We start from the raw sequence: 22,953 nt of genomic DNA on the forward strand, positions 1-22,953 counted from the left end.
TAGAGGATGGGTTACCGGTCGGGCAGGTGATCCTCCGGATTGATGTCCGCTCGTTGTAGAGGTCCGTCGTAGACGCTGCCGGTGCTCCACATGGCGATGACGGCCCATCCGAGGTCGGCATGTGCGATCGTGCCCTCCGGGATGGTGCGCGAGAAGAGGGCGTAGTCGATCCCGTCGACAGGGAGTACCGAGACGGTCCATCCGTCTCGGTCTTGGGCGAGAGCGAGCGAACGAGCTTCGACTTCCTCGATCACGGCGACCCCATCGCGCTTTCGGGAGTCTGTGGGGAGCGTGCCGAGGAGGAGACAGCCGGCGGCGAGGGAGGCGATCGTCACGGGGTCGGTCACCATCCCGTGTACGTGACCGTGGGGTCCGACGCGAGTCCCGGGGCGCACCATGGTGCGGACCGAGCAGCGCGCGACGTGCAGTCCGCGATCGATCGCGATCGTCGTGTCTTCATCGGTGCCGGCGCCATGAGTCGTGGTCCACAGCTCGCGGCCTGACAGGGGGATGAGCGTCTGCATTTGCTCATCCAAGCCTGTGTCCGTGGTCGTGCCAAGGAGTCGTCGCTCATTCACGCTGCCTTACTCCGGTGCTGTCCGTTAGGGGATCGATCACCGGGTCGTCACGCGGTGCGGCCGAGCATCGCAGCGGACGCTGCGGCGCAGTTCTGCGGGCGACGCGCTCGATCGTGTCTTCAGAGCATGGCGGCCTACCGAGGCGACTGCTTCAGAGGACTTGTCCGTCACCTATGGCTTTGGGGCCTTCAACGATAGTGAAGGCCGCTCCGGCGCGGAGGGAGCTGTAGTCGATGTCGTACAGAAGCTGAAGGGTCACTTCGCTCGTCTCGCCGGGATCGACTTCAGTAGCCTCGCTGCTGCGCACGATCACGCCGAGATGCGTTCCGTCGCCGCCGACGACGACGACATGAGGTCGGTACCTTCCGTCGAGACCGATGGGCGCCTTTCGGCCGCCGTCGCTGATTGGACGGAGACGGATCCTCGCGCGAACCGTTCTCGCGTCTGATTGCGGTGGTGTCACCGGCTGACCACTCTGCCCACTGTTCGATGCATGGACTGATCATCGCAGCCGCGCTTCGCGTCCCGGATTGGGATCGTTCAGCGCTTCGGTCGCAGGGGCAGGCCGGAGCTAACTGGTGGCGTCCGTGACGAGCTGTTTCTCCGTGAGCAGTTCGCGGAGAGCTGTGCGGGCGCGTTGGTATCGTCCACGTGCGGTGCTGGCGGAGAGGCCGAGGATCCTGCCGGCATCGATGACGGTGAAGCCGTCCCAGAGCACGAGCTTGATGAGCTCCGCCTGGTCGGGAGCGATCGCGTCGAGCGCGCGTCGGACGTCGATATGCTCCGCGGTGGGCTCCTCGAGTGGCATCGCCCGCAACGTCCCGGCGAGCTTCATGGCCAGATCGGAGCGGCGGGCATTTCCCCGCTGAGCGTTGGCAAGGGTGCGGCGGGCGACGCCGAACAGCCACATGCGTGCTTGCTCTGGATCCGTTGGGATGGAGTCGACTTTGCGCCAAGCGACGAGGTAGGTGTCGCTGAGCAGATCCGCTGCGTCCGCGACGGGCGAGACGCGGCGCTCGAAATAGCTGAGCAGGTCAGAGGCGTTGGCGAGGTAGACGGCCTCTAGGACGGCGGTCCTTTTGGCTTTCACGGCGCCTGCTCCTCTGTGATGTTGCAGCCGCCGGCCGATTCGATGGAGACGCCTTCGCCGTATCCGGCCTCTCTGAACTGCTCGATGATGCGGTCCGCGATCAGCCGGGTCACCGCGATCCCAGGATCCGCGGTGAAGCCACGGGCGTCTGCCTCTCTTTGCTCCTGCTCGATGGCGGTACGTCTGGCCTCGGCGTCGACGCTCGCGATCGTCGGGTCCCAGTCGTGGGTACTGAGGAACACGCGCGCTTCGCGCGCCTCACGCTCGACGTCTGCGCCCTGGCCGGCGGAGTAATCCGGCTCGACCCGAATCGCGACCTGGCAGAGAACATTGCCCTGCCCGTCTCCAAGGTCGAAGGAGCGCTGGACGGCTGCGTCTGGGGTGAAGCCTGCCCAGTCGAGAATCGCGGGGCCTGCCACTGCGCCCGTGACGCCAAGGCTCAGGCCGGCGACGCTCAGCGCGCCGACCAGCCACAGGTTGCGACGTCGCCGCGGACGACGAGTACTGTCGCCGACCTCCTCGACCGCCAAGCGAGCAAGACGGTCCGCATCGCCGCGTAACGCGGGATACGACTGCCGGGTCGGCGGCACGGCACGGCGAATCAGGTCGTCGAGTGGGTCGGCCACGGGTGCTCCGTTTTGGGTGCTCATACCGATTACATGTCCGGCACCAGCCCGAACGTAATGGGAGCCGTGCGAAACGGCCCCATCCGTCCGGTGAACGATCGTTCACCGGCACGGTTCCGCCAAGGATCCGTAGTGCTGAACGCGACAGTGGGGAGAGTAGGACCGCAAGGCACAGATCCGATCGACGTGGGCACAGAGGCCCGGTTGTTCAGCGCTGAGCTTCACTATCTCGCCATCAGGTCAGAAGTTCGTCCATCTGCGATCGCCTGCCCCTACTGTGTAGCGATGAGGCACCGTCCCATCAGCGCAGTAGTTGGTCTTGTTCTCGTGGCGTCTCTCGCAGGCTGCGCCCCGATATCTGGGGAGGACCCTCGCATCACTCAGTGGCGTGCAGAGCGCCAAGCGGATGCGGAAACGGGCCGTGACGTTGTTGCGATCCTCTCGCTGAACGCTAACGCCGACGATGATGGTGGCCACGTCGAAGCGACTCTCGCGCGACCCGCCCTGCCGACAGCGATCACCTTTGAATGTCTCGGGGACGGAGTGATCGATCTCGAGATCGGATCGCTGTCCACGGCAGGAGGCCCGACGACGAGGACGACGACGACCCTCGAGGCGATCGACTGTGCCGATGGCCCGCACGAGATCGACCCGGCGTCGCTCGGCGAGAAGCCGATTTCGACTGTCGAGGCCACCGCGTCAAACGCGGACGGCGACACGGCCTGGTTCCTGACGATCCACGGGGACATCAACGCTTCCTGAGGTCGGCGTGACTTCTACACCGGCCACGGCGGCGGCTCGTCCCGTATGGGGATCGCCTACGGTCGGTTGAGTTCGGCTAGTCGACGGTTGTAATCGGCCAGTTCGTTCCGCATCTGCTCGATCGACCTCGGCGTGAAGCGCCTCACTTGCAAGTCAAGAATCGCATTGGCCACCACGTCGCTGACCTCGAATGCCGCGGCGACGGCTGCCCTCTCGTTGTCGCGACCTCCCGAGACGTTCGCGCACACCTGAAACAGCTTCTCGGGGTTCTCGATCGCTCTGATGTAGCCGTTGAGGATCTCGGTGAGTGCCACCAGGTTGTGACGTTCTTCGTCGTCCTTCATGCGGCCACCGTACCGGCCATGGCCGCCGCTGCGGGCGTCCGATGAGGGGTTGCTATCCGGACACCCGCGCAGCGCCGGCCAACGTCTTGACGTCGACCAGGTGTAAAGCGCGACGTCGACGGCTGAGCGGCGGCCGACATCCGCGCAATTGCGCGGCGCAGCGCCCGCGTGCAGAGGAGTGCGAACACTGACAATCAGTGTCGTTCCTCGCGGTCGCCTGCACGACTCTTCGTGCCGTTGCGGCACTCGTGCAGACGACCGTGAACATTCGAATGCTCGAGGTCGTCTGCACAAGCGACGCGAGCATGGCGTCCTTTGCCCGGTGGGGCTAGGGGATCGGTCGGCTCGCCCAGGCTGATTCTGTAGGAGGTCGCTTCTAGCGTGGATCGAGGCCCTGGAACGTGTTGGGGAAGTTGTCGAGCCAGCGCCATCGGTCGATCGGCCACGTGATCGCGACGGCTCGGCCTGTCACGTTGTCGATCGGGACGAAGCCCTTGGAGGGCGTGCCCTGTTGGAGGCGGGAGTCGGCGGAGTTCTCCCGGTTGTCGCCCATCACCCAGAGCCCATCGGCAGGCACGGTGACATCGAACGGGATACTCGACGCGGCCGGGGCGTTCTCGCCGTCCTTGATGTACGAGGCCTCATCGAGGGGCTGCCCGTTCACGGTCATCTGCCCCAACGGCGTGCAGCAGACGACGTGATCGCCAGGAAGCCCGATCAGCCGCTTGATGAGGTGATCGTTGGTCTCCTCGGGCGCCAGTCCCACCGCCTGCAGCGTGTTCTCGAACAGCCAGGCGATGGACGTGTCCTCGGCCTGCGGGACGGGCTGAAGCCATCCGCCCGGGTCCTTGAACACGATGACGTCTCCGCGGGACAGGGGTACGACATCGGGGACGAGCTCGTTGACGATGATGCGGTCGTCCTGCACCAGCGTGTTGTTCATCGAAGACGACGGGATGTAGAACGACCGCACGAGGAACGTCTTGACCAGGCTGGACACCAGAACCGCCACCAGGACGATGACCACCACGTCTCGCAAGAACAGCAGCGCCCCGTGCCGCCGCCGCTGCGGCGGCCGTGGGCTGGTCAGGGGCACGGACTCAGCCGGCGTCGTCATGCTGAGAAGGCTACGTCCGCCGGTCCTGCTTGAAAGACCACTGCTCAGACCCTCCACGAGAAAGAAGTACGGGACGCATCGAGTCGTCCGCAGCGTCCGCCGCGGGCGGCCAAGGTGGTCGTCCCGTATGGGGATCGTCCGGCCGTGCGTCTGGGAGGATCAGCGCATGTTGCCGGATGCCGAGCTTGCCGCAGCGATCGAGGCTGTCGGGATGCGGCGGCGTCATCCGGTTTCGGAGTACGACTACCGGATCGATGACGTGCGGCTGGTCGCTGGTTTGCTCGACTTTCGGCTCTGCATGTGCTCATCCAACCCGGAGTCCGCTGCCCCGCCAAGGCTTCGCGTGGTTCGGGTCGACGTCGCCCCGGGCGGGCACTGCTGGGCGGCTAGCTGTTTTCTCGTGTCGCCCGGCCGGGGTGGAGGTGCTGCTAGTTCTCCGAGCTTGCAGAGAGGGTGGAAGTCGTTCCTGGTGGGCGGTAATTGCCGGCGAGGTGGATGAGGTTTCGGGCTGGCATCCAGCCGTGCTCGCGGGTCTCGGTGTGGTTGAGGGTCTCCACGAACAGCTCGAAGTCTCGGTCGCCCTTCGTGTCGTGAATCCAGGCCAGGACCTCCTCGACCGAGTCGGCGTCCGTGATCCGCTGCGGGTCATGGGTCACCGCCAGCTCGTCATCGGCGCCAATCCAGAAGCAGACCCAATAGGTCAGCGGTTCCTCGCGCTGCGCGTCAAAGAACGCTTCGTTCCATTCGGCTCGCATCAGCCCTCCCGTGTCCATCTTGAAGATAGCTCTACCAGCGCCGCGGCGTCCGTCGAGGGGTCGCTCACCGCATCAGTTCGCCGAGCGGGATGCGCCTGTCGTTTCTCGCAGACGCCTGCACAACGCATCGCGCCACCCCGGCACTCGTGCAGACGACCGCGAACATTCAGATGCTCAAGGTCCCCTTCACAACCGACGCGAGCGCCGCCGAACTGTTCCGCAGAGGGATCGGTCATCGGACACGAGAGTTGATGGATTCGATAGGACGCCCCGCCGACGACCATCGGGCCGATGGCGGAGCGCCGTCGGCCGCTTCTTGGTCACGGCGTGATCACGCGCAGCGGGCGCCGGACTGCCGCTGGTTGTGGCGCGCTACCCGTTGATGCCGACCTGCCATTCGGCGTCGAGCTGGCCGAACTCTCCGTCGTAGCAGCGCTTCTCGTCTCCTGAGTCGATGTTGTCGGTGAGGTTCGAGTAGCTGATGATCGGTCCGGACTCGTCCACGCGGAAGAGTTTCAACCCGGCGTCTTCCATGCAGGCTCGATAACGGGCGAATCCGTCGCGGTACTCGCTCTCAGTCACGACACCGTCTGCGAGTGCCTCCGTGAGGGCGGCGGAGGGCTCGGGATCCTCGGCCGGCTTGATCCACGAGGCCCAGAAGGTGTACCGAGTCCGTCCGTCCGCGACCACCGTGATCGTGTGTTCTCCGTCGCCGAAGACCGGCAGGAACGCGCCGCCGTTCGTGGTGCTGCGGGTGTCGCCGTCGCAGTTGATTCCCGGCTTGGCTTCTCCGTCGACTTCCAGATCGAAGCGGCCGCGGTCGACGCAGACGAAGGCGGTCGCGATCTTTGCGGAGGGGTCCGGTGCCGGGCCGAGCTGCACTTCGGTCCGACCCTGCCCGTTGATGACAACGGGCGTTCCGTAGAACGTGGCGTCTCCTTCGGTGAGCGCCTGGGTGACCTCTGCGATGTTCACGGTCGAATCCGGTGCATCACTCTCGAGTGCTGCTGCCGACACGGCGCCGGAAAGGATCCCGGCTGCCACGAACGCGGTGACGGAGACGGCGAGAGTGCGCCGGCTGCGAGGAGCGCGCACCGGCGTGGCGGTGGGTGTTGCGACGAGCATCCGTCGCAGCTCGTGGTCGCGGTCCGACAGACCCGGTTCAGACTTCATGGGTGATTCCTTTCGCAGAGAGAGCGGTGGTGGTGTCGAGTTGCTCGCGCAATCGACTCTTCGCGCGGGAGAGGCGCGACTTGACGGTTCCGACCCGGACGCCCAGCACGTGGGCTGCCTCCTGGTCAGTGAGGTCTTCGAGCACGCAGAGCGTCACTACCTGGCGGTCGAGGAGGGAGAGGCCGCGCAGCGCGGAGGTAGCTTCGCCCTCGTCGGACATATCAGCGGGGTCCTCGTGTGGCTCGGGCGCGGGTAGTCGGCTCAGGGCCGCCTGGTACCGCTTGGACGCCCGGGCGAGGTTGTTCAGCGCGTAGGTGCAGGTACGCAGCAGCCAGGGCAGCATCGAGCCGTCCACGAAGCGAATCGCCTCTCGCCGGCGCCACGCCTCGAAGAAGGAGACCGCCACAGCGTCATCCGCGTCGGTCCCACCTGGCGCCAAGGCGTGCGCGTGGCGGTAGAGACGTCCACGGTGACGGTCGAAGAGGATCCCGTAGGCATCACCGTCGCCCCCCACGGCTCGGGCCCAGACCTCTTCATCGCTTTGCTCACTCACACTAGGAAGTGTCCGCGACCGCGTAAAACGTTCCCTCGCCGCCGAAAGTTCCTCCGACACCTTCGCCTAGGGCTACGGATGCAGACGCAGCAACCGTCCCGTTGAGGGATCGTTGAGCGGTCACCCGAACGCGGATCCGTAGACCGATGCACGCCGCATTGCTACGGCGAGACGATAGAACCCCTGAGAGTCACCGTCTGTCACCATTCGTCGCCCAGCTTGCGGAGACCGTTGTCTTCCGGCAGGGTCTGGCGCGAGTAGTCGTGCAGAACGTCGGGCGACGCAGTTTCGCGTCCGTCACGTTCAGCTTGGCGGATGGCCGCGATGACGACGCATGTCACAGCCACGATCAACGCCGCAGCAGTCGTCAACGTCATCCATATCGGCTGAACGGTTGACCCATCCGAGCACAGCGGGTTCCAGAGGAACCCCTCTCCCGTCAGGCTGCCTCCGCCGCGGGTCCTGCACGTCTCGCTCGGGTCCCACATGTAGATGGAGGCTACGGCTCCCAGGGCGGCTGCAAGACCGCCGAAAACCAAGGCGAGAACGATGGGCGTCGCTGCACTCGGTCGCGGGGGCTCTCCAACGTTCATCGGGACATCATGCACCGCGCTCCACCAGATTGATCAAGAGCCGGAACGTCAGGCCCGGTATCGAGTGGCCCGCGTGGAGGTCATCGCGCCGCGACGGTGAGGTTCAATTCTTCGCCGACGCGCAGAATTTCGTCGGAAGGGAAGCGGAACGGGTTGAGGTAGAACAGGTCATCGGCCGTCATGTCGAATCGTGCCGCGACGTCCTCTGCGAGGTCGTTGCGAGCGACCGTGTACGACGTCGGCATTCCGTCCGTCGATGTCGTTTCGCCACGCGCTGCTGCACGCGGCCCGGCGTCCTGGGCGACGAGATCACTGCGTTGAGGCTTCACGCTCCATCGGACGTCAGCGACAGCAATGATCCTCATCGAGCAGTCGGAATCGTTCTGCGGTTTGGTGGTGATGACGAGCTGATCGATCGCTGTCGGGTCGCCGTGGAACTCTGCGAGGTTCCGCCAGGCCTTGTAGGGCTTCCCTGGCTCCGCATCCGCGAGACCCATTGGGAAAGCAATGTCGAAACAGGTGGCGCCCTCATCGATCGGGTCCAGCGCTGCCATGACCGCAACGGAACCTGAGGAAGATGCGGTCGCGGCGGGAATCTCTAGCTCGTCTGATGCCAGAGCCAGCCGGCCATCAGCCGCACTCAAACGGATGCTGCCGGCCGTCCCATCGCTCCCCGTGAACGTTGCCACGCCAAGGTCACCGGTCAGTGCGGCGTCGGAGCTGCTGTCTGTGGACACCGGAGGCGGAGCCGGCGGTTCAGGCTGCGGCGTGCATCCCGTGACGACGATCAGGCATGCTGCGATCACGACCGCGCTTCGCGCCTTCGAGAATGTCCCCACCAGCTCAGGGTAAGCGACGTCCCCGCTCTTCCCTTGGCCGTGCGGTTGGGGCGACCGGATGGAGTGCTCGCGGTTCCCTCCGCTGAGGCCAGCTAGGGGCTACAGCAGCTTGCTAGTGTCCGGGCCTATGGATGAGCCCCGAAAGCGCGGACGCCCTTTCGTCATCGCGGGAACGACGATCGCGGCTGCAGCCGCCCTCTGTGCTCTCGTGCACTACGCCGGTCTGGCCGTATTCAGGACCGAGGGGGACGTGCCGGCGGCTTCGGCCGTCGACCTTCCAGACGGGAGCGAGCTCGTCAGTGAGACTGTCGAGTGCGCCTCCGGTGGGTGCTGGCGGCTGCTCTCGGTGCGCCCGCCCGACGCGATGACTCCCGAGCAGCTGTCGACCGAGCTCGGAACGACGCCGCAAGCGCGCATCGCAGGAACACTCTGGGACCCGCGCACCATCACGGTGAGTTCCGCTATCGACGGACCCCTCCTAGAGGTCCGGGCCGATTACTGGTCACAGGAGTACGCGCCCTAGGCGCGCGAGTGACGCGTTCTCGAGTCGACAGCATTGGCGCCCCCCGACTGTTTCGCTGGGGGATCGCTTACCAGATGTCCTGCTCCTCACGCTGCGTCAGGGGCGACGGTGGCGGAGATCCGCCGCGTCCGTTCGATGATCAGGATGTCGGTGACTCGGATGCCGAGTGCGGTGAAGAAGCCAGCCACCGCATTCCAGTAGAGAGTCCAGAGGATGAGGCCGCCAACTTCGTTCTGGTCGTCCCGGGGTGGAGCCCAGTCGGCGTTCGCGGCGTGGACCTGCCAGATCACAGCGAGGGCGATGCACAGCAGGCACGCTCCGAGGCCGAAGGCGAAAAGGATCTTGCTCCCGGAGTTTGTGCAGCCGAATCTCCACAGCACGTTCCTGAGGACGATGAGCGACACGGGGATCGCTCCGAGCGAGAACGTCCATTGCTCCCACGTCACGAGAATGCCCCCGTCTCGCAGCGAGCCGGATCGTCGGCAGGTGCCGTCGTCACTCTTCGGAGAGCGGGGGAGTGGTCGCGATCATTTCAGGAGAAGGTGTCTCGTAACCGCCGATGATGAGCGTGCTGGTGTCGGTCCAGCTCGGCTCGGAGTAGGCAACCGGCTCGGGGTTTCCCGCGGCAGGCTTCTCGCTGGTGATCCCGGTAGCCACCGCACCCACAGCAAGGAAGCCGGCGACGATCCCTGCGACCGTCACGGTAAGCACGGTGTTGCGAAGCGTCTGCATCGTGCTGCCCCTCGAGTAGGTCGAATGGTGGGGAGCGTACCAGCGCAGGTGCTGGCGACGCCGTGCCACTGGTCCCGTATGGGGATCGTCTACCGGGCGGGTTGGTTGAAGGATTCTCTGGGATTGGATACTTGTTCTGGTCGACCCCTTCGGTGATCTGCCCTTGTTTCGCACGCTTGACACAAACCCTCGCCCCTTTGTATCGTCTACTCAACACAAAGGGGACGGTCGTGGGTAACTGGGGCTTCGCGGAGATCACGTTGGTCGTGATCGGTGTGCTCGTCGTGGCGAGCGTCGTCGCGGGAGGAGTGTCGCTGCTGACTCAACGTCGACAGCCGCCTGCCGTAGTGCGCGCTCATCGCGTCGGCGTCGTGCGGATGGTCACCTCGGTCGCCGCCGCGCTCGTCGCTTTCGCGGTCGCGGTGCTGATTCACATAGCGAATCCGCGCTTGGAGTCGGTCCCGTTCCTGCTCGGGCTGCTGCTCGCAGCGGCTGTAGGGCTCGGCGTGTTCAGTGTGATGCCCGTGCCCTCCATCGATGGAGCGATGAGGCGACGCACGGCGAGCGTGATGCCGAGACGACTTTCGGATTACTCCACGGTTCGACAACGCGCGACCTTCGCCACGATCGCCTCGATGACTGCGCTCATCGCACTCCTGAGTGGTCTGCTGTCGAAGCCGGCGGACGATGGTCGCTGGATCTGTCCGGTGATGTTCTCGGACCCCTGCCTCGCTGGAGGGCCGTTCCTGTTCCCGGGATGGCTCTTCGCAGCGCCGGCTCTTCCCCTGATCGGTCTGCTCGTCGTTGCCGTTCGGCACGCTCTGCGCCGCGTCGTCACCTCTCCCGCTACCGCTTGGCCCGAGCTCAGCGAAACAGATACCGCGTTGCGGCGCGGCGCGGTGCGGCTCGTTCTTCGTGTTGCCAACGCCTCACTCCTACTCACGAGCACGGTCTTCCTGGGCTCGGCGGCGCTTCCGCTGATGAACGCACCTGTTCTCGAGACGGGCATGACGCCCGATTCGGCACAGCTCGCGGGGATCGTTGGACTGGTGCTCTTGGGTGTGGCCGGCGTCGTGTTCCTCGTCGGCATGGTGATGGCGGTACTGGCCGCCACGTCTCTGGCGCGCCTTCCTCGGGGTGCCGCTGACGTGTCGACGGTGATGGCGTGATGAGCATCGAGGTCGACGCTGACGATCCTCGACCGCCCTACGAGCAGATCCGCGCAGCGTTGGCGGCAGAAATCACGTCTGGCCGGTTGCAGGCAGGCCAGCGCCTCCCGACCGTTCGACAGATTGCGGGTGACCTCAGAGTGGCGGTCGGTACGGCAGCGCGCGCCTATCGGGAACTGGAAGAAGCGGGCCACGTCGAAACACGACGCTCCCAGGGCACCACAGTCAGACCCGGGCGAATCATCGCCATCGACGTCACCGCAGCTGCAGAAGCATTCGTTCGGGACGTGCGGCGAGATGACGTCGAGCTAGCGGACGTGCTCGCCGCCATAGAGAAGGCGTGGTCGACGAAGCGGTAACCACCAGGGGGCGGTCGTTCACCGTTCCGTATGGGGATGGGTCAGCGGTCGCGGGCAAGCCGTTCAGCTCGAGAGAGGGCGTCCGGCGTCAGTCGTCGTCGGACCCGGCCCGAACATGGAGCCAAAACGCCGCTTCCCACGCCGCAGGATCACGGTCGTAACGCTCCGCCTCAGTGACGTACTTGTCATGTGCGCGCTGCGCGGACTCGTGGTTCCACTCCCTGATCGCGACGTCGTTGAGAAGCTGCCCACCGAAGTGCACGATCTCGTCTCGGTAGTCACCCATCGCCTCGTTCATCCACTCTCCGTGGTCGGCGGCCTGCGTGTGAGTGGCGAGATACGCGTTCCATCGCGCGTCCAGCTGAGCCCGAAACGGGTCCGGGTCGCGGTCGGGGGATGAAGACTGCTCCATGACCGGAACCCTACGACTCGGTCTTCGGCCGCATCGTTCTCGTCCCCGTGGCGAGCGAGAGGCGGAGGAGGACCGCCCAATTCCACAGGGGTGCTTCAGCAGGTGGACGAGGGCGGTCCTAAGATTCGGGGGTGGGCATCACCATTCCTCGCATGGCCGCGACGATCGAGCGGCGTCTTCTCGTCAACTTCCGGGTGGACCCCGTCGTGATTGAGTCTCTGCTGCCCGAGGGGCTCCGTCCGCAGATCGTCGACGGGAGCGCGGTGGCGGGCGTCTGCCTGATCCGGCTGGGAAGTTTCCGGCCGATGTGGGTCGCACCGAGGATCGGCCACCGGAGTGAGAGTGCGGCCCATCGAGTGGCAGTCGAGTGGGACGGGCCCGACGGGATCCGGACCGGAGTGTTCATCCCGCGCCGGCACAGCGCTTCGCGTCTCGCCCAAGTCGCGGGTGGGCGGGTGTTCCCGGGCGTCCATGAACGCGCTCGGGTGAGATCCGTCGAATCGGACGACGACCTGAGTGTGACCGTCGACGCCGCCGATCTTCGTGTCGCTGTCGACGCCCACGTTGTCCCGCCCGAGACGTTCACGAGTTCACTGTTCGCCGACCTGTCCGCGGCGTCCGATTTCTTCCGGAAGGACGCTGTCGGCTGGTCGCCGACGCGAGCGGGGCGGCTCGAGCCGCTTCGGCTGGACACCCACGCCTGGCGCGTGGAAGCGGCTCGTACGACGCGTGTCCAATCGAGCTTCTTCGACGCGCTCCCCACCGGCTCCGCTTCGTTCGACCACGTACTGGTCATGCGGGATGTCCCGGTGGTGTGGAGCAGTCTTGGAGAGGCTGCGCCTGCCGCTCGGCCTTGACCGGCGGGTGCGGAGCATGCGGTCACCCATCCTCCGCGGAACGGTCGGCGGACGGGTGCGGAGGGGTCACCGTTCGGCGCCGCGCTGTACTTGGTGCGCCTCATCACCGGCGGCCGCGCTTGGGGTGTTGCCGCGGGCGCGCTGACGGCCGCAGTCGCCTTCGCATCGAAGCTCCGGCGAGCAAGGCGGACGAGCGCGATCTGGCGTCCCGTAAGGGGATCGGTGAGCGGAACGTTTCAAGCTACGCAGGCCCGCAGAGGCCGATCGTGACGAGTGTGGCCGCCGTGTCACTCACCGGGTCGGCGGCGTCAGCCGGACATCGAGCGGCGTCCATACACTGAGGACTTGTGACTGCTGATCGAATCCAGCTCGTGCGCGACGACAAGCTCACTATCGTCCCCGCCTCCGCCGTCGCGGTGCAGCCGTCAGCGGGCTGCTGATGGCCAGCGGGGCGAGCAGTGCGCTCGCCTGCAACGCTCTCGGCGCGGTGATCCATGACGTCCGATCAGCGATCTGACCACGACGCGTCTCTCGAGCGCGAGCCCGACACGGCTCAGGCTCGCACCGATGCGAACTTCCGCCCGGCCGACCACTTCGACTCCGACGGGTCGATCACGCAGCCGACCCTCGGCTTCACCGGGTGGGTTCGCTGGATGTGGCGCCAGCTCACCAGCATGCGCACCGCGCTGTTCCTCCTGCTGCTGCTCGCGATCGCGGCGGTGCCGGGCTCGCTCGTGCCGCAGCGCTCCTCCGACCCCAACGGCGTCACCCAGTACTTCGTCGACAACCCGGACCTCGCGCCGCTGCTCGACAAGGTCCAGGCCTTCGACACCTACACCTCGGCGTGGTTCTCGAGCATCTACCTGCTGCTGTTCGTCTCGCTGATCGGCTGCATCATCCCGCGGACGAAGCACCACTTCCAGGCGATGCGCTCGCGCCCGCCGAAGACGCCGGCGCGCCTGCAGCGCCTCGCCGGCTACACCGTCCGAGATGTTGAGGGCTCCACTGCGGAGGAGGCGATCGAGGGCGCCCATGCGATGCTGCGCCGCGCCGGCTACCGCATAGAGCGGTACAACGACCCGCGCGGCCGCTGGTCGAGCGTGTCCGCTGAGCGCGGCTACCTCCGCGAGACCGGCAACCTGGTCTTCCACTCCGCCCTGGTCGGCATCCTCGTCGCCGTGGGTATCGGCGGCGGATTCGGCTACAGCGGGCAGCGCGTGCTGGTCGAGGGCGGTCAGGGGTTCGCGAACAACCTCGCGGCCTACGACTCGTTCAACCCGGGGCGCTTCTTCGACAGCAGCCAGCTCGACCCGTATCAGCTGAACCTCGACAGCCTGGCCGTCGAGTACGTGACCGAGCCTGGCGAGGCGTTCGGGCAGCCGATCGACTACACCGCGACCGTCACCACCACCCAGCGCGGAGGCAGCAGCGAAGAGCGCACCGTCAAGGTCAACGAGCCGCTGGCGATCGGGGGCACGAATGTCTACCTCCTCGGCAACGGCTACGCCCCGACGATCACGGTCCGCGACCCCTCCGGCACGGCGATCTTCACCGACTCGGTGCCCTTCCTCCCGACTAACGCGAACCTCACCTCGGTCGGAGTGGTGAAGGTGACGGACGGCCTTGCTGAGCAGATCGGCATGACCGGCTTCTTCTACCCCACCCAGGACCAGCTCGCGACAGGGGCATCGACGTCCGTCTTCCCGGACCTTCAGTACCCCGTGCTCTCGCTCAACGTGTTCTCGGGCGACCTGGGATTGAACGGCGGAGTGCCGACCTCTGTCTACGAGCTCGCCGTCGACTCTCTGACTCGACTGACCGGAGGCGACACCGGAGTAGCACCATTGACGCTGAAGCCGGGCGAGACCACGAACCTGCCCGACGGATTGGGTACCGTCACCTTCGAGAACGTCGGAGCCGACCCGGACGTCATCGGCACCGATAGCGTCCGCCGCTTCGCGTCCTTCGACATCCACCACGACGCCACCCAGGGCTGGGTGCTGCTCTTCGCGATTCTCGTCCTCGCCGGGCTTCTCACGTCACTATTCGTGCCGCGCCGACGAGTCTGGATCAAGGCCACCCCGGCCGAGGACGGCTCGCTGCGCCTCGAGTACGCCGGACTCGCCCGAGGCGAGGACCCACAACTCGTGCGAACGGTTCGAACGGTCGCCGACCGACACGCGCCACTCGACTAGAGCGGGCTGCTCGCTGCCCTAAATCCCAACGACCTCGGGGCGTCTACCCATCGGGCGGTCCTGAGGAAGATGTAGTGCTCACCGTCAGGGCTGTTTTCACGCCTCGGATCTTTGTCCGCTCCGACGTCGTTTGGGCGCAGTGGCGCCGGTGTCAGGTCGCTGGCGTGCATCCCGTGTAGGGATCCCCACGCGGGACGGTCGGATCACCGGGGTTGATCCGCCCCTCCCGTACAGGGCTGGATCAGCCCGTCAAAGGGCGCCCGTGGATTGTCTGGTCGCGAACGCGAGGTTGAGGAAGGGTAGATCGTCGCGTGCGATGACGGCCGTTATGTGGCGACCCTCGAGTTCGGCTCCGATACCGAGGACGTGAGCGTCGGTATCAAGTAGAACCCCGTTTTCCGGTCGGCTGTCGACGCTGACTGCCACGCCACGCTCGACCGCAGCCGCGGTCGCTCCGCCTAGCAGTTCCCCTGGCAGCGTCCCTTGGACGCGCGTATCGCGGAATCGGTTCCTCAGCACGTGATTCACATGATCCGTCAGCGTTGATTCGATCGTTCGTGGACCGGGGTCCTTCGGGTCGATGAGCGTCGTCAGCACTGCTTCCCAGAGCATCGGGAACTGGAGTCGAGCTCTTATCTCCATGAGTCGTGCGGGAAGGGGGCGCACTGGTGGTTCGTCGAGCTGAGTGCGCAGCTCGCTGCTGATGTCGGCCAGGTTGGCGGGATCGTCTCGGTTCTCCGGTCGGCGCCAGAGGGTGTAGGTGATCGCCGCGGAGAGGTAGCGGCTCTGCTCGTTTGTGGTGTGCACGATCGTCCCTACAGCGATCTCTTCGACGGAGGGTTGCTGCTGCAACGTGAACAGCGCACCAGGGAATCGAGTGGTCACTTCATCAAGCGACGGCGGGTACGGGTCCTCAAAGCTGGAGTGCACGGCCTCAGCCTGTTCGAGCCACGGCAGCTTCGCAACGGGTCACTGGATGACGGAGTGGGTAGCCGCGTCGATGTGCTCTGAGCCCGATCCGCTCCGGCCTCGTTCAAGCACGTCAGGACCATGGAAGACGCCTGTCCCGTAAGGGGATCGTTCACCGGTACACGCATGAGCGACACCGACCGCCGCGAAATGTAGAGATGATCGCTCTGTGGCGGTGTTCTGCGATCGCATTATGGCGGCAGAGAGCGCTCGTTGGGGCACACCTCAACTTGGCGTCAGGCGGGCTCGCTTAGCGAGTTGTCTCGTCCATCGAGTCGGGAGCCTGCTCGGGAGAGATCTCTGCGTCTTCGTGGCGGGCATTGCGCAGGGGGGAGAGTGCGACGATGAGCGCGGCTGCGGTGAAGGCGATCGCCGCCGCTCCGATCGTCAGGTTGTAGCCCCAAGCCGTTACGAGGACGCCGGTCAACAGCGCACCGAAGAGAAACACGACGCGATTCGCTGTGCGGATGGTGGAGTTCATGCGGCCCTGGATCTCGTCGGGCGCGATCGCTTGCCGGTATCCCGTGTCGTTGGCATCCTCAATACCCATCGACAGCCCGTAGACGAACTGCACGGCGCAGACGACGGGAAGCAGGAGACCGAGGCCGCTGTCCACGTCGAGGGGAAGAACGGCGAGTGCCAGCCAGGGCAGGATGACGAGCGCACGGCCCAGCAGGATCGCACGACCCGCTCCGACCCGCGCCCCGACAGCAGGTGCGACGAGAGCTCCGAGGAGGCCACCGACGCCGCCGAACGCGAGCGAGACGCCGAACGCCCAAGCGGGCAGGGACAGCTCTCGGAGAACGAACACCGCGAACACCGTCGTCACGATGCTGTTGCCGAGGAACCAGGCGTGGACGGAGAGCGCGAGCGGCCGGAGGGTGCGGTGCCGGTAGGTGAATCGCATTCCCTCGAGGATGTCGTGACCGATGTGACGGCCTGGTGCGCGGCGATCGGGCCGGCGCTCCTCCACCTTGATGCGTGATTGCAGCACCGCCGACACCGCGTTGATGGCAGCGTCGAAGGCGAGCAGGAGTGGTGAGCCGATCAGGTTGAGCAGTGCTCCGCCGAGCGCGGGTCCTGCCGTTCCCGCCAGGGTCTCGCTCTGGCCCAGTCGCGCGTTGGCCATCACCAAGGACGACCGGGGAACGATCTGCGGGAGGAACGGCTGCGCGGCGGAGTCCGCGAACAAGGTCAGGACACCGAGCAGCAGGACTGCCGCGGCGAGTGACCAGAAGGTGAGCGCATCGAGAAGGAGAAGGACGGGGATCATTCCCAGAATCAGCGCACGCCCGATGCTGGTGACGACCAACGTCCGCTGGCGCCGCCACCGATCCATGAGCGCGCCCACGATCAGACCGAACAGCAGGTACGGCACTACGCCGAGCGCCGCGAGAATGCTGATCTCCGCAGGCGTTGCGTTCAGTACCGAGACGATCAGCACCTGGAACGCAACACCCGCGATCGCACTGCCGAAAGAGCGGATGGTCGTTGCGCTCCAGAACAGCGCGAAGGGCGGAAGGCCGAGCACTTCGCGCGGACCGTTCATCGGAACCCTCCGGGCAGCCGATCCATCTCTACGGTCCGCCGCGCATCAATCATTGGTGCCCCTCACGATTCAGTCCACTCTCCCAGAACAGCGGCCTGAGAGGATGTGGTGTCCGGTAGGGGATTGCCACCCGGGCGGATGGGGCCGTTTCGTACGGCTCCCATTACGTTCGGGCTGGTGCCGGACATGTACTCGGTATGAGCACCCGAAACGGAGCACCCGTGGCCGACCCACTCGACGACCTGATCCGCCGCGCCGCACCACCCACCCGCCAGTCGTATCCCGCGTTGCGCGGCGATGCGGACCGTCTTGCTCGCCTGACGATCGAGGAGGTCGGCGACAGCACCCGTCGTCCGCGGCGACGTCGCAACCTGTGGCTGGTCGGCGCGCTGAGCGTCGCCGGCCTGAGCCTAGGCATCACGGGCGCGGTGGCAGGCCCCGCGATCCTCGACTGGGCAGGCTTCACCCCCGACGCAGCCGTGCAGCGCTCCTTCGACCTCGGAGACGGGCAGGGCAACGTTCTCTGCCAGGTCGCGATTCGCGTCGAGCCGGATTACTCCGCCGGCCAGGGCGCAGACGTCGAGCGTGAGGCGCGCGAAGCGCGCGTCTTCCTCAGTACCCACGACTGGGACCCGACGATCGCGAGCGTCGACGCCGAAGCCAGACGTACCGTCATCGAGCAGGAGCAAACAGAGGCAGACACCCGTGGCTTCACGGCGGATCCTGGGATCGCGGTGACCCGGCTGATCGCGGACCGCATCATCGAGCAGTTCAGAGAGGCCGGATACGGCGAAGGCGTGTCCATTGAATCGGCTGGCGGCTGCAACATTACCGAGGAGCAGGCGCCGTGAAGGCGAAGAGGACCGCCGTCTTGAAGGCCGTCTACCTCGCCAACGCCTCCGACCTGCTCAGCTACTTCGAGCGACGCGTCTCGCCCGTCGCGGACGCAGCGGATCTACTCAGCGACACCTACCTCGTCGCTTGGCGCAAAGTCGACTCCATCCCAACGGATCCCGAGCAAGCACGAATGTGGCTGTTCGGCGTCGCCCGCCGCACCCTCGCCAACGCTCAGCGGGGAAATGCCCGCCGCTCCGATCTGGCCATGAAATTCGCCGGGACATTGCGGGCGATGCCACTCGAGGACCCCACCGCGGAGCATCTCGACGTCCGACGAGCGCTCGACGCGATCGCTCCCGACCAGGCGGAGCTCATCAAGCTCGTGCTCTGGGACGGATTCACCGTCATCGATGCCGGCAACATCCTCGGCCTCTCCGCCAGCACCGCCCGCGGACGATACCAACGCGCCCGCACAGCTCTCCGCGAACTGCTCACAGAGAACGAGCTCGTCACGGACGGCACCAGCTAGCTAGGCGACGTCGAACGCACCCCGTTCCGTAAGGGGATCGTTGACCGGCAGAGGGGCTCTCCGCTATGTCCTCGCTCGATCTTCCTGCGACTCGGTGATGAGCTCCTGCTTGCGTTCGGCTCTGAGCGCGACGACGGTTCCCGCGAGAGCGAGGGCGGCGGCTACGGTGAAGAGGGCGGTGGCGTCCCACCTGTAGTGGTGGATCGTGATCTCTGGCGAGGTCTCGCTGGCTGCGTCGGTGCAGGACAGGGTATTGCCGGGCTGCGTCCAGCGGTCTCCTGTGGCATCGTCCAGTACAGCGTCGTCGGGGTGGATCCGCACCGTTGAGACGTTCGGAATTTGCTGTCTAAGCATCGCTTCGGCTAGGCGCTGATTTTAACAATAGATGATACTAAGAAAGAAATCCCGAGAACAAGCATTGCTATAGAAACAAATAATACGGTGGCCGGGGTTGATGACCTGGCGACACGTTCCGCCCTGTTCCCGTAAATTCTCCGTATCATCCTCGCGTTGAAGCGCGCGTAAGCCTTTCCTTTCCATGTCAGCAATATTGCGGCGGTAATGAAAATAATGCCTGCTACTAGTTGAATATATCGTTCGTCCATTGGTTATACTTCTCTTCTGCTCGTAGGGACAACGCACTCGTCGCCACAGGAGAAACCCGAAGCGGCGATTCTGTTGCCGGCCGCCCGCTCACCGCCAGCAGTTCTGGTCGTGGGAAAACCTAGCTCTTCCGGCACGCTTGATGAGCTGCGTGGAGTTGGACCCAAGCAGTGGGCGGTGTAGCTCGACATGTCCCGTACTGGGGATGGGTTACCGGTCAGCGCAGCTTCGGCGCGCGGACCTGCTCGCCGGGCGCGCTCAAATCGGATACCCGAAGTAGCGTTCGATCCAGCTCGAGTTGCTCATCACGCGCGGTCCGTCGTATCGGGCCCAGAGCGTTTCTTCGGCAGTGACTGTGAAGTTCACGGTGTCGAGGGCTGCCAGTATCGGTGACAAGTCCTCTGGTTCGACCAGCGCATCGAACTCCTCGCTTGTATACGCTTCCTGGGCTTCGAGGGCAATGAAGCAAAGGTCCCCGTGTCGGCTGATGCAGATGACGAGGTTCGCCGAAGTGCGGTTTGCTGCACCGTCGACCGTGACGTGCGTGAAGGTCGCGGAGTCCTGCCATTCCCAGGGACGATCCGCCGTTACAGCACTGGGAAAGCTCTCATCGAGCAGTGCGACGAGGGCGTCCACCTTTGCCGCCAGTCGCTGACCGTCGAAGTCAACCGGCTCATCGCCGGGCCCAGGGATGTCCAGCTCGCGCAACCGCCGCTCAAGCGCGATTCCCTCTAACCACATGCCTCAAGTCTCTCCCTAGCTGTAGTTCGGCGCCTCCCAGAGCAGTGCCGAAGAGGGCGCACGGGTATTTCATCGGAGGATTATCCAGCGGGCGTCCGGTAGGGGATGGTTCATCGGGTGCGCTGGTAGTCACTTGACGCGGTTGGCGAGGCCGAGCTGCCCGCAGACGTCGGAGGTACCGGGAATGACAGCTGCAATGCCGTCGGGCATGACGCAGACGGTCAGTTCGGAGGGAATCTGTCCTGGTCGAAGGTCGACTGGTGAGCCATTCGCCGTGTCGACGTCAAGTGCGCCCTGCCTCCACAGGTCGGAGCAGAACGCGATCGCGTCCGGGATCGGCACCTGATCGCCGCTGCCGGGTATTCCGTCTTGTGTTGCGAGGGCTCCTGTGGTGCCGGGGAACTCGGACCCATTGCGTTCTGCTCGCGCGAAGCAAGCGACCGTCATGGTGTCGGACACCGGCGCTTGGGCGAAGAAGAGTCCGCCCGAGACCGCGGCGAGGATGACGGCCGCGGGAACCGCGGCGATCGCGATCCGGTGACGTCGGTGGCGCCCGCTGCCTGGGTCATTCTCTGCGGCCTGCGCGATCACCGTTCGGAGGGCGAGGGTACGGTCGTGCTCTGGTGCTGTCATGTCAGTACTCCGCGGGTCGGAAGGTGTGGGGAAGTGTCCGCCTGCGTGTGAACTCATCGCGTAGGCGACCTCGGGCGCGGGACAGTCGGGACTTCACCGTCCCGACCGGAATGCGCAGCACGGCGGCTGCTTCCTCGAGGGTGAGCTGCTCAATGACGCAGAGCGCGAGGATCTGCTGATCCGCCGGCCGCAGCATCGTCAGTGCAGCTCTGATGGTGCGGCTGCGTTCGGCGGATGCCGCTGCGGCTGCCACCGTCACTGCTGGATCGGGCGCGTTGACAGGAGGTGGAAGAGTGCGCAGCATCCGCTCGTATCGGCGTCGACCGCGACCGATGTTCCGGGTGACGTTCAGGGCGACGACGAGCAGCCACGCGGCGAGCGAGTCGTTGACGAAGCGGACGTCGGCGCGCTTACGCCACGCCTCAAGGAACACGACGGCCGCGGCATCCTCCGCGTCGACGGACTCCCCGAGCAGTTGACGGCAGTAGGCCCGAACGCGCAGGTGATACCGGTCGAAGATCAGCGCGAATGCCCGCGGATCAGCCCCCGTCGCGCGCCGCCAGACCTCGCGATCCGTCTCCCATTCCACACCCATGCCTAGAAGTGTCCGCTTGATCGAGTTGGTTCCAAATCAAACTCAAGTGATACAACTCGACGTGAAACCGGCAGGGCGTTGAGGAGACGTCAGCCAGTCCCGTTTGGGGATCCTCGAGCGGAGAGTTGCAAAGCGGATCTCGTCTGAGAAGATCGGCTCGGATCGGACACCACTAGGCATGAGCACGCCACCGGAAGCAGCAGCACTCGCGCGAGACGCTGCGGCGCGCACTGATGACGCCGCCCTGATGGACGGCGCGAGGCGAGGCGACCGGGCTGCGTTCGGCCGGCTCTACGACCGGCACGCGGCGACGACCTACCGCTACGCCCTCAGCATCGTTCGCACGCCCAGCGACGCCGAAGACGTCGTGCAAGACGTATTCCTCACCACGTGGACGCGGATCAACGACGTCGCGATCGTGGACGCATCCGCCCTTCCGCGGCTGCTCACCACCGCCCGGTTCACCGCGCTGAACCTCGTCCGAACCAAGACCCGTGCACGGAACCGCACCGAGGACGCGGACCTGTCCCTGCACCCGGATCGACGTGGCACCCCTGACGAAGAAGTTGCGAGGCGCCAGCTCGCCGCGGCGATCGAGGAAGCCGTCTCCGAGCTCTCCGACACCGATCAAGCGCTGTACTACCTGTGTATCGAGCAGGGCAGCAGCTACGCCGACGCCGCGAAAGCACTCGGCTCCACCCACGGCGTTATCCGCAACCGGCTCAGCCGGCTCCGGACCGCGCTCCGCACCACCCTGCGCCCCTTTGAAAGGGAGAACTGATGACCCACGACCTCGGCCCGACCACGGGACAGCTCACCAGGATGCGCGCCACCATCCTCACCGACATCGCTGCCCGCCACCGCTCCACCAAGCGCCGCCGCCTCGTCGGGCTCGGCCTCGCGGCCGTCGTCGCGATCGGCACCAGCGCCGCCGCGATCACCGTAACGCAGGCTAGCAACGACGAAGCCAACACGAGTTTCGACTGCTACTCCGTCGCCGACGTCCGCGCGGACCACACCACGAGCATCCTCGTGGACGACGACCGCAACGCATTCGAGCTGCTTCCACTGTCCGAGCGGGTCGCCGCCGCCCTCGAACGATGCGAAGCGAGCTGGAGCGCCGTCCCCGACGAGCCCTACCCGGGAAGCGGACCCATCAACGTACCTAACCCGACGGTCTGCGTCCTCGCGGACACCAGGCTCGGCGTCTTCCCGAACAGAGCGGGCCAGCCCACTGGCCCCTTCTGCGAAGGACTCGGCCTGGCAGCGCCGGCACTCGCGGCATCTGCCGACTGAGCCATCCCACGGAAGGCGTTACGTCCCGTAAGAGGATCGACTGGCGGGCTATTCCTCGATCGGTTCAGCGCCCTCGAGCGGAGTCAGCGTCGCCCAGAATCCGTTCCCGGAACTGAGGTACAGGCGGAGGGGCTGGTCGGTGTCCATCGGGTCTCCGTCCGGGTAGAGGTCGGTGCCGCTGCACGCATCAGGCATCGACGCGGATTGTCTCTCCTGCAATGAACGGTCCCTTCTCTGTCTCATCCACGGTGACCATGTATGCGGATGCTGCGACGCTGAAGACGCTCTGAGTTCCCGAGGCGCGAGGGGAGGCGGTCGTGATGACCGCTTCGGCGACCTCGTAGCGGGCTTCCGCGGATCCAAAATACGCCCAGCCCGGGCATCCCGACGTCTGCACCGCCGGCGCGCAGCCGGCGGCGGTGAGCAGCGCCGCTCCGGTTGTGAGTGCGGCAGCAACTCGAATGCGGTGACGCGAGCCCGAGGTCATGCCGGTGACGCTACCCGCTCAGCTCCGTCCCATATGG

At 65.7% G+C, this 22,953-nt stretch carries 31 protein-coding genes; 9 read left to right on the plus strand and 22 right to left on the minus strand.

Features of this window, described 5'->3' with window-relative positions:
- Positions 1-11: 11 nt before the first annotated feature.
- From C5C35_RS11280 to C5C35_RS11290, 4 genes are all read right to left on the minus strand, one after another.
- A complete protein-coding gene (locus C5C35_RS11280) occupies positions 12-524 on the minus strand; it encodes a hypothetical protein (RefSeq protein ID WP_104263136.1) in 513 nt (170 codons plus the stop codon).
- 205 nt (positions 525-729) lie between these two features.
- Positions 730-891, minus strand: coding sequence for a hypothetical protein (locus C5C35_RS17000; RefSeq protein ID WP_181134145.1), 162 nt, complete (start codon positions 889-891; stop codon positions 730-732).
- A gap of 258 nt (positions 892-1,149) precedes the next feature.
- The gene (locus tag C5C35_RS11285) at positions 1,150-1,668 is read right to left on the minus strand and encodes an RNA polymerase sigma factor (protein ID WP_104263137.1); all 519 of its coding nucleotides are present in this window, start codon (positions 1,666-1,668) and stop codon (positions 1,150-1,152) included.
- On the minus strand, positions 1,665-2,294 hold the full coding sequence (locus C5C35_RS11290; RefSeq protein ID WP_104248169.1) for a hypothetical protein: 630 nt from the start codon (positions 2,292-2,294) through the stop codon (positions 1,665-1,667). The genes C5C35_RS11285 and C5C35_RS11290 overlap by 4 nt, the downstream gene beginning before the upstream one ends.
- Positions 2,295-2,837: 543 nt before the next feature.
- Between C5C35_RS11290 and C5C35_RS11295 the strand changes: the two genes are divergently transcribed.
- Positions 2,838-3,056 carry a hypothetical protein gene (locus C5C35_RS11295; RefSeq protein WP_104263138.1) on the plus strand — a complete coding sequence of 73 codons (219 nt, stop codon included), beginning with the start codon at positions 2,838-2,840 and terminating at the stop codon, positions 3,054-3,056.
- Between the two features lie 56 nt (positions 3,057-3,112).
- Here C5C35_RS11295 and C5C35_RS11300 read toward each other — a convergent pair whose 3' ends face one another.
- The 9 genes from C5C35_RS11300 to C5C35_RS11345 form a co-directional block, all read right to left on the minus strand.
- Positions 3,113-3,400: a hypothetical protein gene (locus C5C35_RS11300; RefSeq protein WP_146084598.1), complete on the minus strand. Its 288-nt coding sequence runs from the start codon at positions 3,398-3,400 to the stop codon at positions 3,113-3,115.
- Between the two features lie 376 nt (positions 3,401-3,776).
- On the minus strand, positions 3,777-4,517 hold the full coding sequence (lepB, locus tag C5C35_RS11305; RefSeq protein ID WP_104263140.1) for a signal peptidase I: 741 nt from the start codon (positions 4,515-4,517) through the stop codon (positions 3,777-3,779).
- 428 nt (positions 4,518-4,945) lie between these two features.
- Complete coding sequence (locus C5C35_RS11310) at positions 4,946-5,290, minus strand: hypothetical protein (RefSeq protein ID WP_104261691.1); 345 nt, start codon at positions 5,288-5,290, stop codon at positions 4,946-4,948.
- A gap of 354 nt (positions 5,291-5,644) precedes the next feature.
- The gene (locus tag C5C35_RS11315; RefSeq protein ID WP_104317915.1) at positions 5,645-6,397 is read right to left on the minus strand and encodes a hypothetical protein; all 753 of its coding nucleotides are present in this window, start codon (positions 6,395-6,397) and stop codon (positions 5,645-5,647) included.
- A 37-nt stretch (positions 6,398-6,434) separates the two neighbouring features.
- On the minus strand, positions 6,435-6,998 hold the full coding sequence (locus C5C35_RS11320) for an RNA polymerase sigma factor (protein WP_258063341.1): 564 nt from the start codon (positions 6,996-6,998) through the stop codon (positions 6,435-6,437).
- A 200-nt stretch (positions 6,999-7,198) separates the two neighbouring features.
- Positions 7,199-7,375 (minus strand): hypothetical protein, encoded by a 177-nt coding sequence (locus C5C35_RS17005; protein ID WP_181028852.1) that lies wholly within the window; start codon positions 7,373-7,375, stop codon positions 7,199-7,201.
- 296 nt (positions 7,376-7,671) lie between these two features.
- Positions 7,672-8,430 carry a LysM domain-containing protein gene (locus tag C5C35_RS11330; protein WP_146084599.1) on the minus strand — a complete coding sequence of 253 codons (759 nt, stop codon included), beginning with the start codon at positions 8,428-8,430 and terminating at the stop codon, positions 7,672-7,674.
- 609 nt (positions 8,431-9,039) lie between these two features.
- Positions 9,040-9,357, minus strand: a complete 318-nt coding sequence (locus C5C35_RS11340; RefSeq protein WP_146078857.1) for a hypothetical protein — start codon at positions 9,355-9,357, stop codon at positions 9,040-9,042.
- A 91-nt stretch (positions 9,358-9,448) separates the two neighbouring features.
- The gene (locus tag C5C35_RS11345) at positions 9,449-9,685 is read right to left on the minus strand and encodes a hypothetical protein (protein WP_104263143.1); all 237 of its coding nucleotides are present in this window, start codon (positions 9,683-9,685) and stop codon (positions 9,449-9,451) included.
- A 230-nt stretch (positions 9,686-9,915) separates the two neighbouring features.
- Between C5C35_RS11345 and C5C35_RS11350 the strand changes: the two genes are divergently transcribed.
- Together C5C35_RS11350 and C5C35_RS11355 are read left to right on the plus strand one after the other, a co-directional pair.
- Entirely contained in the window at positions 9,916-10,854 is a 939-nt protein-coding gene (locus C5C35_RS11350) for a hypothetical protein (RefSeq protein ID WP_104263144.1), read from the plus strand.
- Complete coding sequence (locus C5C35_RS11355) at positions 10,854-11,213, plus strand: GntR family transcriptional regulator (RefSeq protein WP_104263145.1); 360 nt, start codon at positions 10,854-10,856, stop codon at positions 11,211-11,213. The genes C5C35_RS11350 and C5C35_RS11355 overlap by 1 nt, the downstream gene beginning before the upstream one ends.
- Before the next feature lie 88 nt (positions 11,214-11,301).
- Here C5C35_RS11355 and C5C35_RS11360 read toward each other — a convergent pair whose 3' ends face one another.
- Positions 11,302-11,625 carry a hypothetical protein gene (locus tag C5C35_RS11360; protein WP_104263146.1) on the minus strand — a complete coding sequence of 108 codons (324 nt, stop codon included), beginning with the start codon at positions 11,623-11,625 and terminating at the stop codon, positions 11,302-11,304.
- A gap of 131 nt (positions 11,626-11,756) precedes the next feature.
- Between C5C35_RS11360 and C5C35_RS11365 the strand changes: the two genes are divergently transcribed.
- Positions 11,757-12,482: a DUF2071 domain-containing protein gene (locus C5C35_RS11365; protein ID WP_219812209.1), complete on the plus strand. Its 726-nt coding sequence runs from the start codon at positions 11,757-11,759 to the stop codon at positions 12,480-12,482.
- Between the two features lie 494 nt (positions 12,483-12,976).
- Positions 12,977-14,677, plus strand: coding sequence for a cytochrome c biogenesis protein ResB (locus tag C5C35_RS11370; RefSeq protein ID WP_104263147.1), 1,701 nt, complete (start codon positions 12,977-12,979; stop codon positions 14,675-14,677).
- A gap of 249 nt (positions 14,678-14,926) precedes the next feature.
- Here the strand turns inward: C5C35_RS11370 and C5C35_RS11375 are convergent, their stop codons facing one another.
- Both C5C35_RS11375 and C5C35_RS11380 read right to left on the minus strand, forming a co-directional pair.
- Positions 14,927-15,607, minus strand: coding sequence for a hypothetical protein (locus tag C5C35_RS11375; protein ID WP_104263148.1), 681 nt, complete (start codon positions 15,605-15,607; stop codon positions 14,927-14,929).
- Between the two features lie 289 nt (positions 15,608-15,896).
- Entirely contained in the window at positions 15,897-17,195 is a 1,299-nt protein-coding gene (locus C5C35_RS11380; protein WP_104263149.1) for an MFS transporter, read from the minus strand.
- Between the two features lie 221 nt (positions 17,196-17,416).
- Here C5C35_RS11380 and C5C35_RS11385 point away from each other — a divergent pair, with 221 nt between their 5' ends.
- A complete protein-coding gene (locus C5C35_RS11385) occupies positions 17,417-18,046 on the plus strand; it encodes a hypothetical protein (RefSeq protein WP_104258120.1) in 630 nt (209 codons plus the stop codon).
- A complete protein-coding gene (locus C5C35_RS11390) occupies positions 18,043-18,561 on the plus strand; it encodes an RNA polymerase sigma factor (RefSeq protein ID WP_104263150.1) in 519 nt (172 codons plus the stop codon). Before C5C35_RS11385 ends, C5C35_RS11390 begins: the two co-directional genes overlap by 4 nt.
- Before the next feature lie 63 nt (positions 18,562-18,624).
- Here the strand turns inward: C5C35_RS11390 and C5C35_RS11395 are convergent, their stop codons facing one another.
- The 4 genes from C5C35_RS11395 to C5C35_RS11410 form a co-directional block, all read right to left on the minus strand.
- Positions 18,625-18,915 carry a hypothetical protein gene (locus tag C5C35_RS11395; RefSeq protein ID WP_146084600.1) on the minus strand — a complete coding sequence of 97 codons (291 nt, stop codon included), beginning with the start codon at positions 18,913-18,915 and terminating at the stop codon, positions 18,625-18,627.
- Positions 18,916-19,422: 507 nt separating this feature from the next.
- Complete coding sequence (locus tag C5C35_RS11400) at positions 19,423-19,905, minus strand: hypothetical protein (RefSeq protein ID WP_104263152.1); 483 nt, start codon at positions 19,903-19,905, stop codon at positions 19,423-19,425.
- Between the two features lie 129 nt (positions 19,906-20,034).
- Positions 20,035-20,496 carry a hypothetical protein gene (locus C5C35_RS11405; protein WP_146078858.1) on the minus strand — a complete coding sequence of 154 codons (462 nt, stop codon included), beginning with the start codon at positions 20,494-20,496 and terminating at the stop codon, positions 20,035-20,037.
- A gap of 43 nt (positions 20,497-20,539) precedes the next feature.
- A complete protein-coding gene (locus C5C35_RS11410) occupies positions 20,540-21,133 on the minus strand; it encodes an RNA polymerase sigma factor (protein ID WP_104226387.1) in 594 nt (197 codons plus the stop codon).
- 103 nt (positions 21,134-21,236) lie between these two features.
- Between C5C35_RS11410 and C5C35_RS11415 the strand changes: the two genes are divergently transcribed.
- Both C5C35_RS11415 and C5C35_RS11420 read left to right on the plus strand, forming a co-directional pair.
- Entirely contained in the window at positions 21,237-21,914 is a 678-nt protein-coding gene (locus tag C5C35_RS11415; protein ID WP_146084601.1) for an RNA polymerase sigma factor, read from the plus strand.
- On the plus strand, positions 21,914-22,429 hold the full coding sequence (locus tag C5C35_RS11420; protein WP_104223349.1) for a hypothetical protein: 516 nt from the start codon (positions 21,914-21,916) through the stop codon (positions 22,427-22,429). The genes C5C35_RS11415 and C5C35_RS11420 overlap by 1 nt, the downstream gene beginning before the upstream one ends.
- A 48-nt stretch (positions 22,430-22,477) precedes the next feature.
- On the opposite strand, the gene C5C35_RS17010 is transcribed toward C5C35_RS11420, so the two are convergent.
- On the minus strand, positions 22,478-22,624 hold the full coding sequence (locus tag C5C35_RS17010; protein ID WP_181134946.1) for a hypothetical protein: 147 nt from the start codon (positions 22,622-22,624) through the stop codon (positions 22,478-22,480).
- Positions 22,617-22,916, minus strand: a complete 300-nt coding sequence (locus C5C35_RS16740) for a hypothetical protein (protein WP_146084602.1) — start codon at positions 22,914-22,916, stop codon at positions 22,617-22,619. Before C5C35_RS16740 ends, C5C35_RS17010 begins: the two co-directional genes overlap by 8 nt.
- Positions 22,917-22,953: the final 37 nt, after the last annotated feature.

The organism is Rathayibacter sp. AY1F8 (genome assembly GCF_002932165.1).
In the GTDB taxonomy this organism is placed as follows: Bacteria; Actinomycetota; Actinomycetes; order Actinomycetales; family Microbacteriaceae; genus Rathayibacter.

Coding starts and splice junctions, on each gene's coding strand:
- C5C35_RS11395 (WP_146084600.1), bottom strand. CDS start 18,915: ATGCTTAGACAGCAAATTCCGAACGTCTCAACGGTGCGGATCCACCCC.
- C5C35_RS11355 (WP_104263145.1), top strand. CDS start 10,854: ATGAGCATCGAGGTCGACGCTGACGATCCTCGACCGCCCTACGAGCAG.
- C5C35_RS11370 (WP_104263147.1), top strand. CDS start 12,977: ATGACGTCCGATCAGCGATCTGACCACGACGCGTCTCTCGAGCGCGAG.
- C5C35_RS11410 (WP_104226387.1), bottom strand. CDS start 21,133: ATGGGTGTGGAATGGGAGACGGATCGCGAGGTCTGGCGGCGCGCGACG.
- lepB (WP_104263140.1), bottom strand. CDS start 4,517: ATGACGACGCCGGCTGAGTCCGTGCCCCTGACCAGCCCACGGCCGCCG.
- C5C35_RS11300 (WP_146084598.1), bottom strand. CDS start 3,400: ATGAAGGACGACGAAGAACGTCACAACCTGGTGGCACTCACCGAGATC.
- C5C35_RS11360 (WP_104263146.1), bottom strand. CDS start 11,625: ATGGAGCAGTCTTCATCCCCCGACCGCGACCCGGACCCGTTTCGGGCT.
- C5C35_RS11380 (WP_104263149.1), bottom strand. CDS start 17,195: ATGAACGGTCCGCGCGAAGTGCTCGGCCTTCCGCCCTTCGCGCTGTTC.
- C5C35_RS16740 (WP_146084602.1), bottom strand. CDS start 22,916: ATGACCTCGGGCTCGCGTCACCGCATTCGAGTTGCTGCCGCACTCACA.
- C5C35_RS11280 (WP_104263136.1), bottom strand. CDS start 524: ATGCAGACGCTCATCCCCCTGTCAGGCCGCGAGCTGTGGACCACGACT.
- C5C35_RS17005 (WP_181028852.1), bottom strand. CDS start 7,375: ATGACGTTGACGACTGCTGCGGCGTTGATCGTGGCTGTGACATGCGTC.
- C5C35_RS11400 (WP_104263152.1), bottom strand. CDS start 19,905: ATGTGGTTAGAGGGAATCGCGCTTGAGCGGCGGTTGCGCGAGCTGGAC.
- C5C35_RS11420 (WP_104223349.1), top strand. CDS start 21,914: ATGACCCACGACCTCGGCCCGACCACGGGACAGCTCACCAGGATGCGC.
- C5C35_RS11310 (WP_104261691.1), bottom strand. CDS start 5,290: ATGGACACGGGAGGGCTGATGCGAGCCGAATGGAACGAAGCGTTCTTT.
- C5C35_RS11345 (WP_104263143.1), bottom strand. CDS start 9,685: ATGCAGACGCTTCGCAACACCGTGCTTACCGTGACGGTCGCAGGGATC.
- C5C35_RS17010 (WP_181134946.1), bottom strand. CDS start 22,624: ATGCCTGATGCGTGCAGCGGCACCGACCTCTACCCGGACGGAGACCCG.
- C5C35_RS11315 (WP_104317915.1), bottom strand. CDS start 6,397: ATGCTCGTCGCAACACCCACCGCCACGCCGGTGCGCGCTCCTCGCAGC.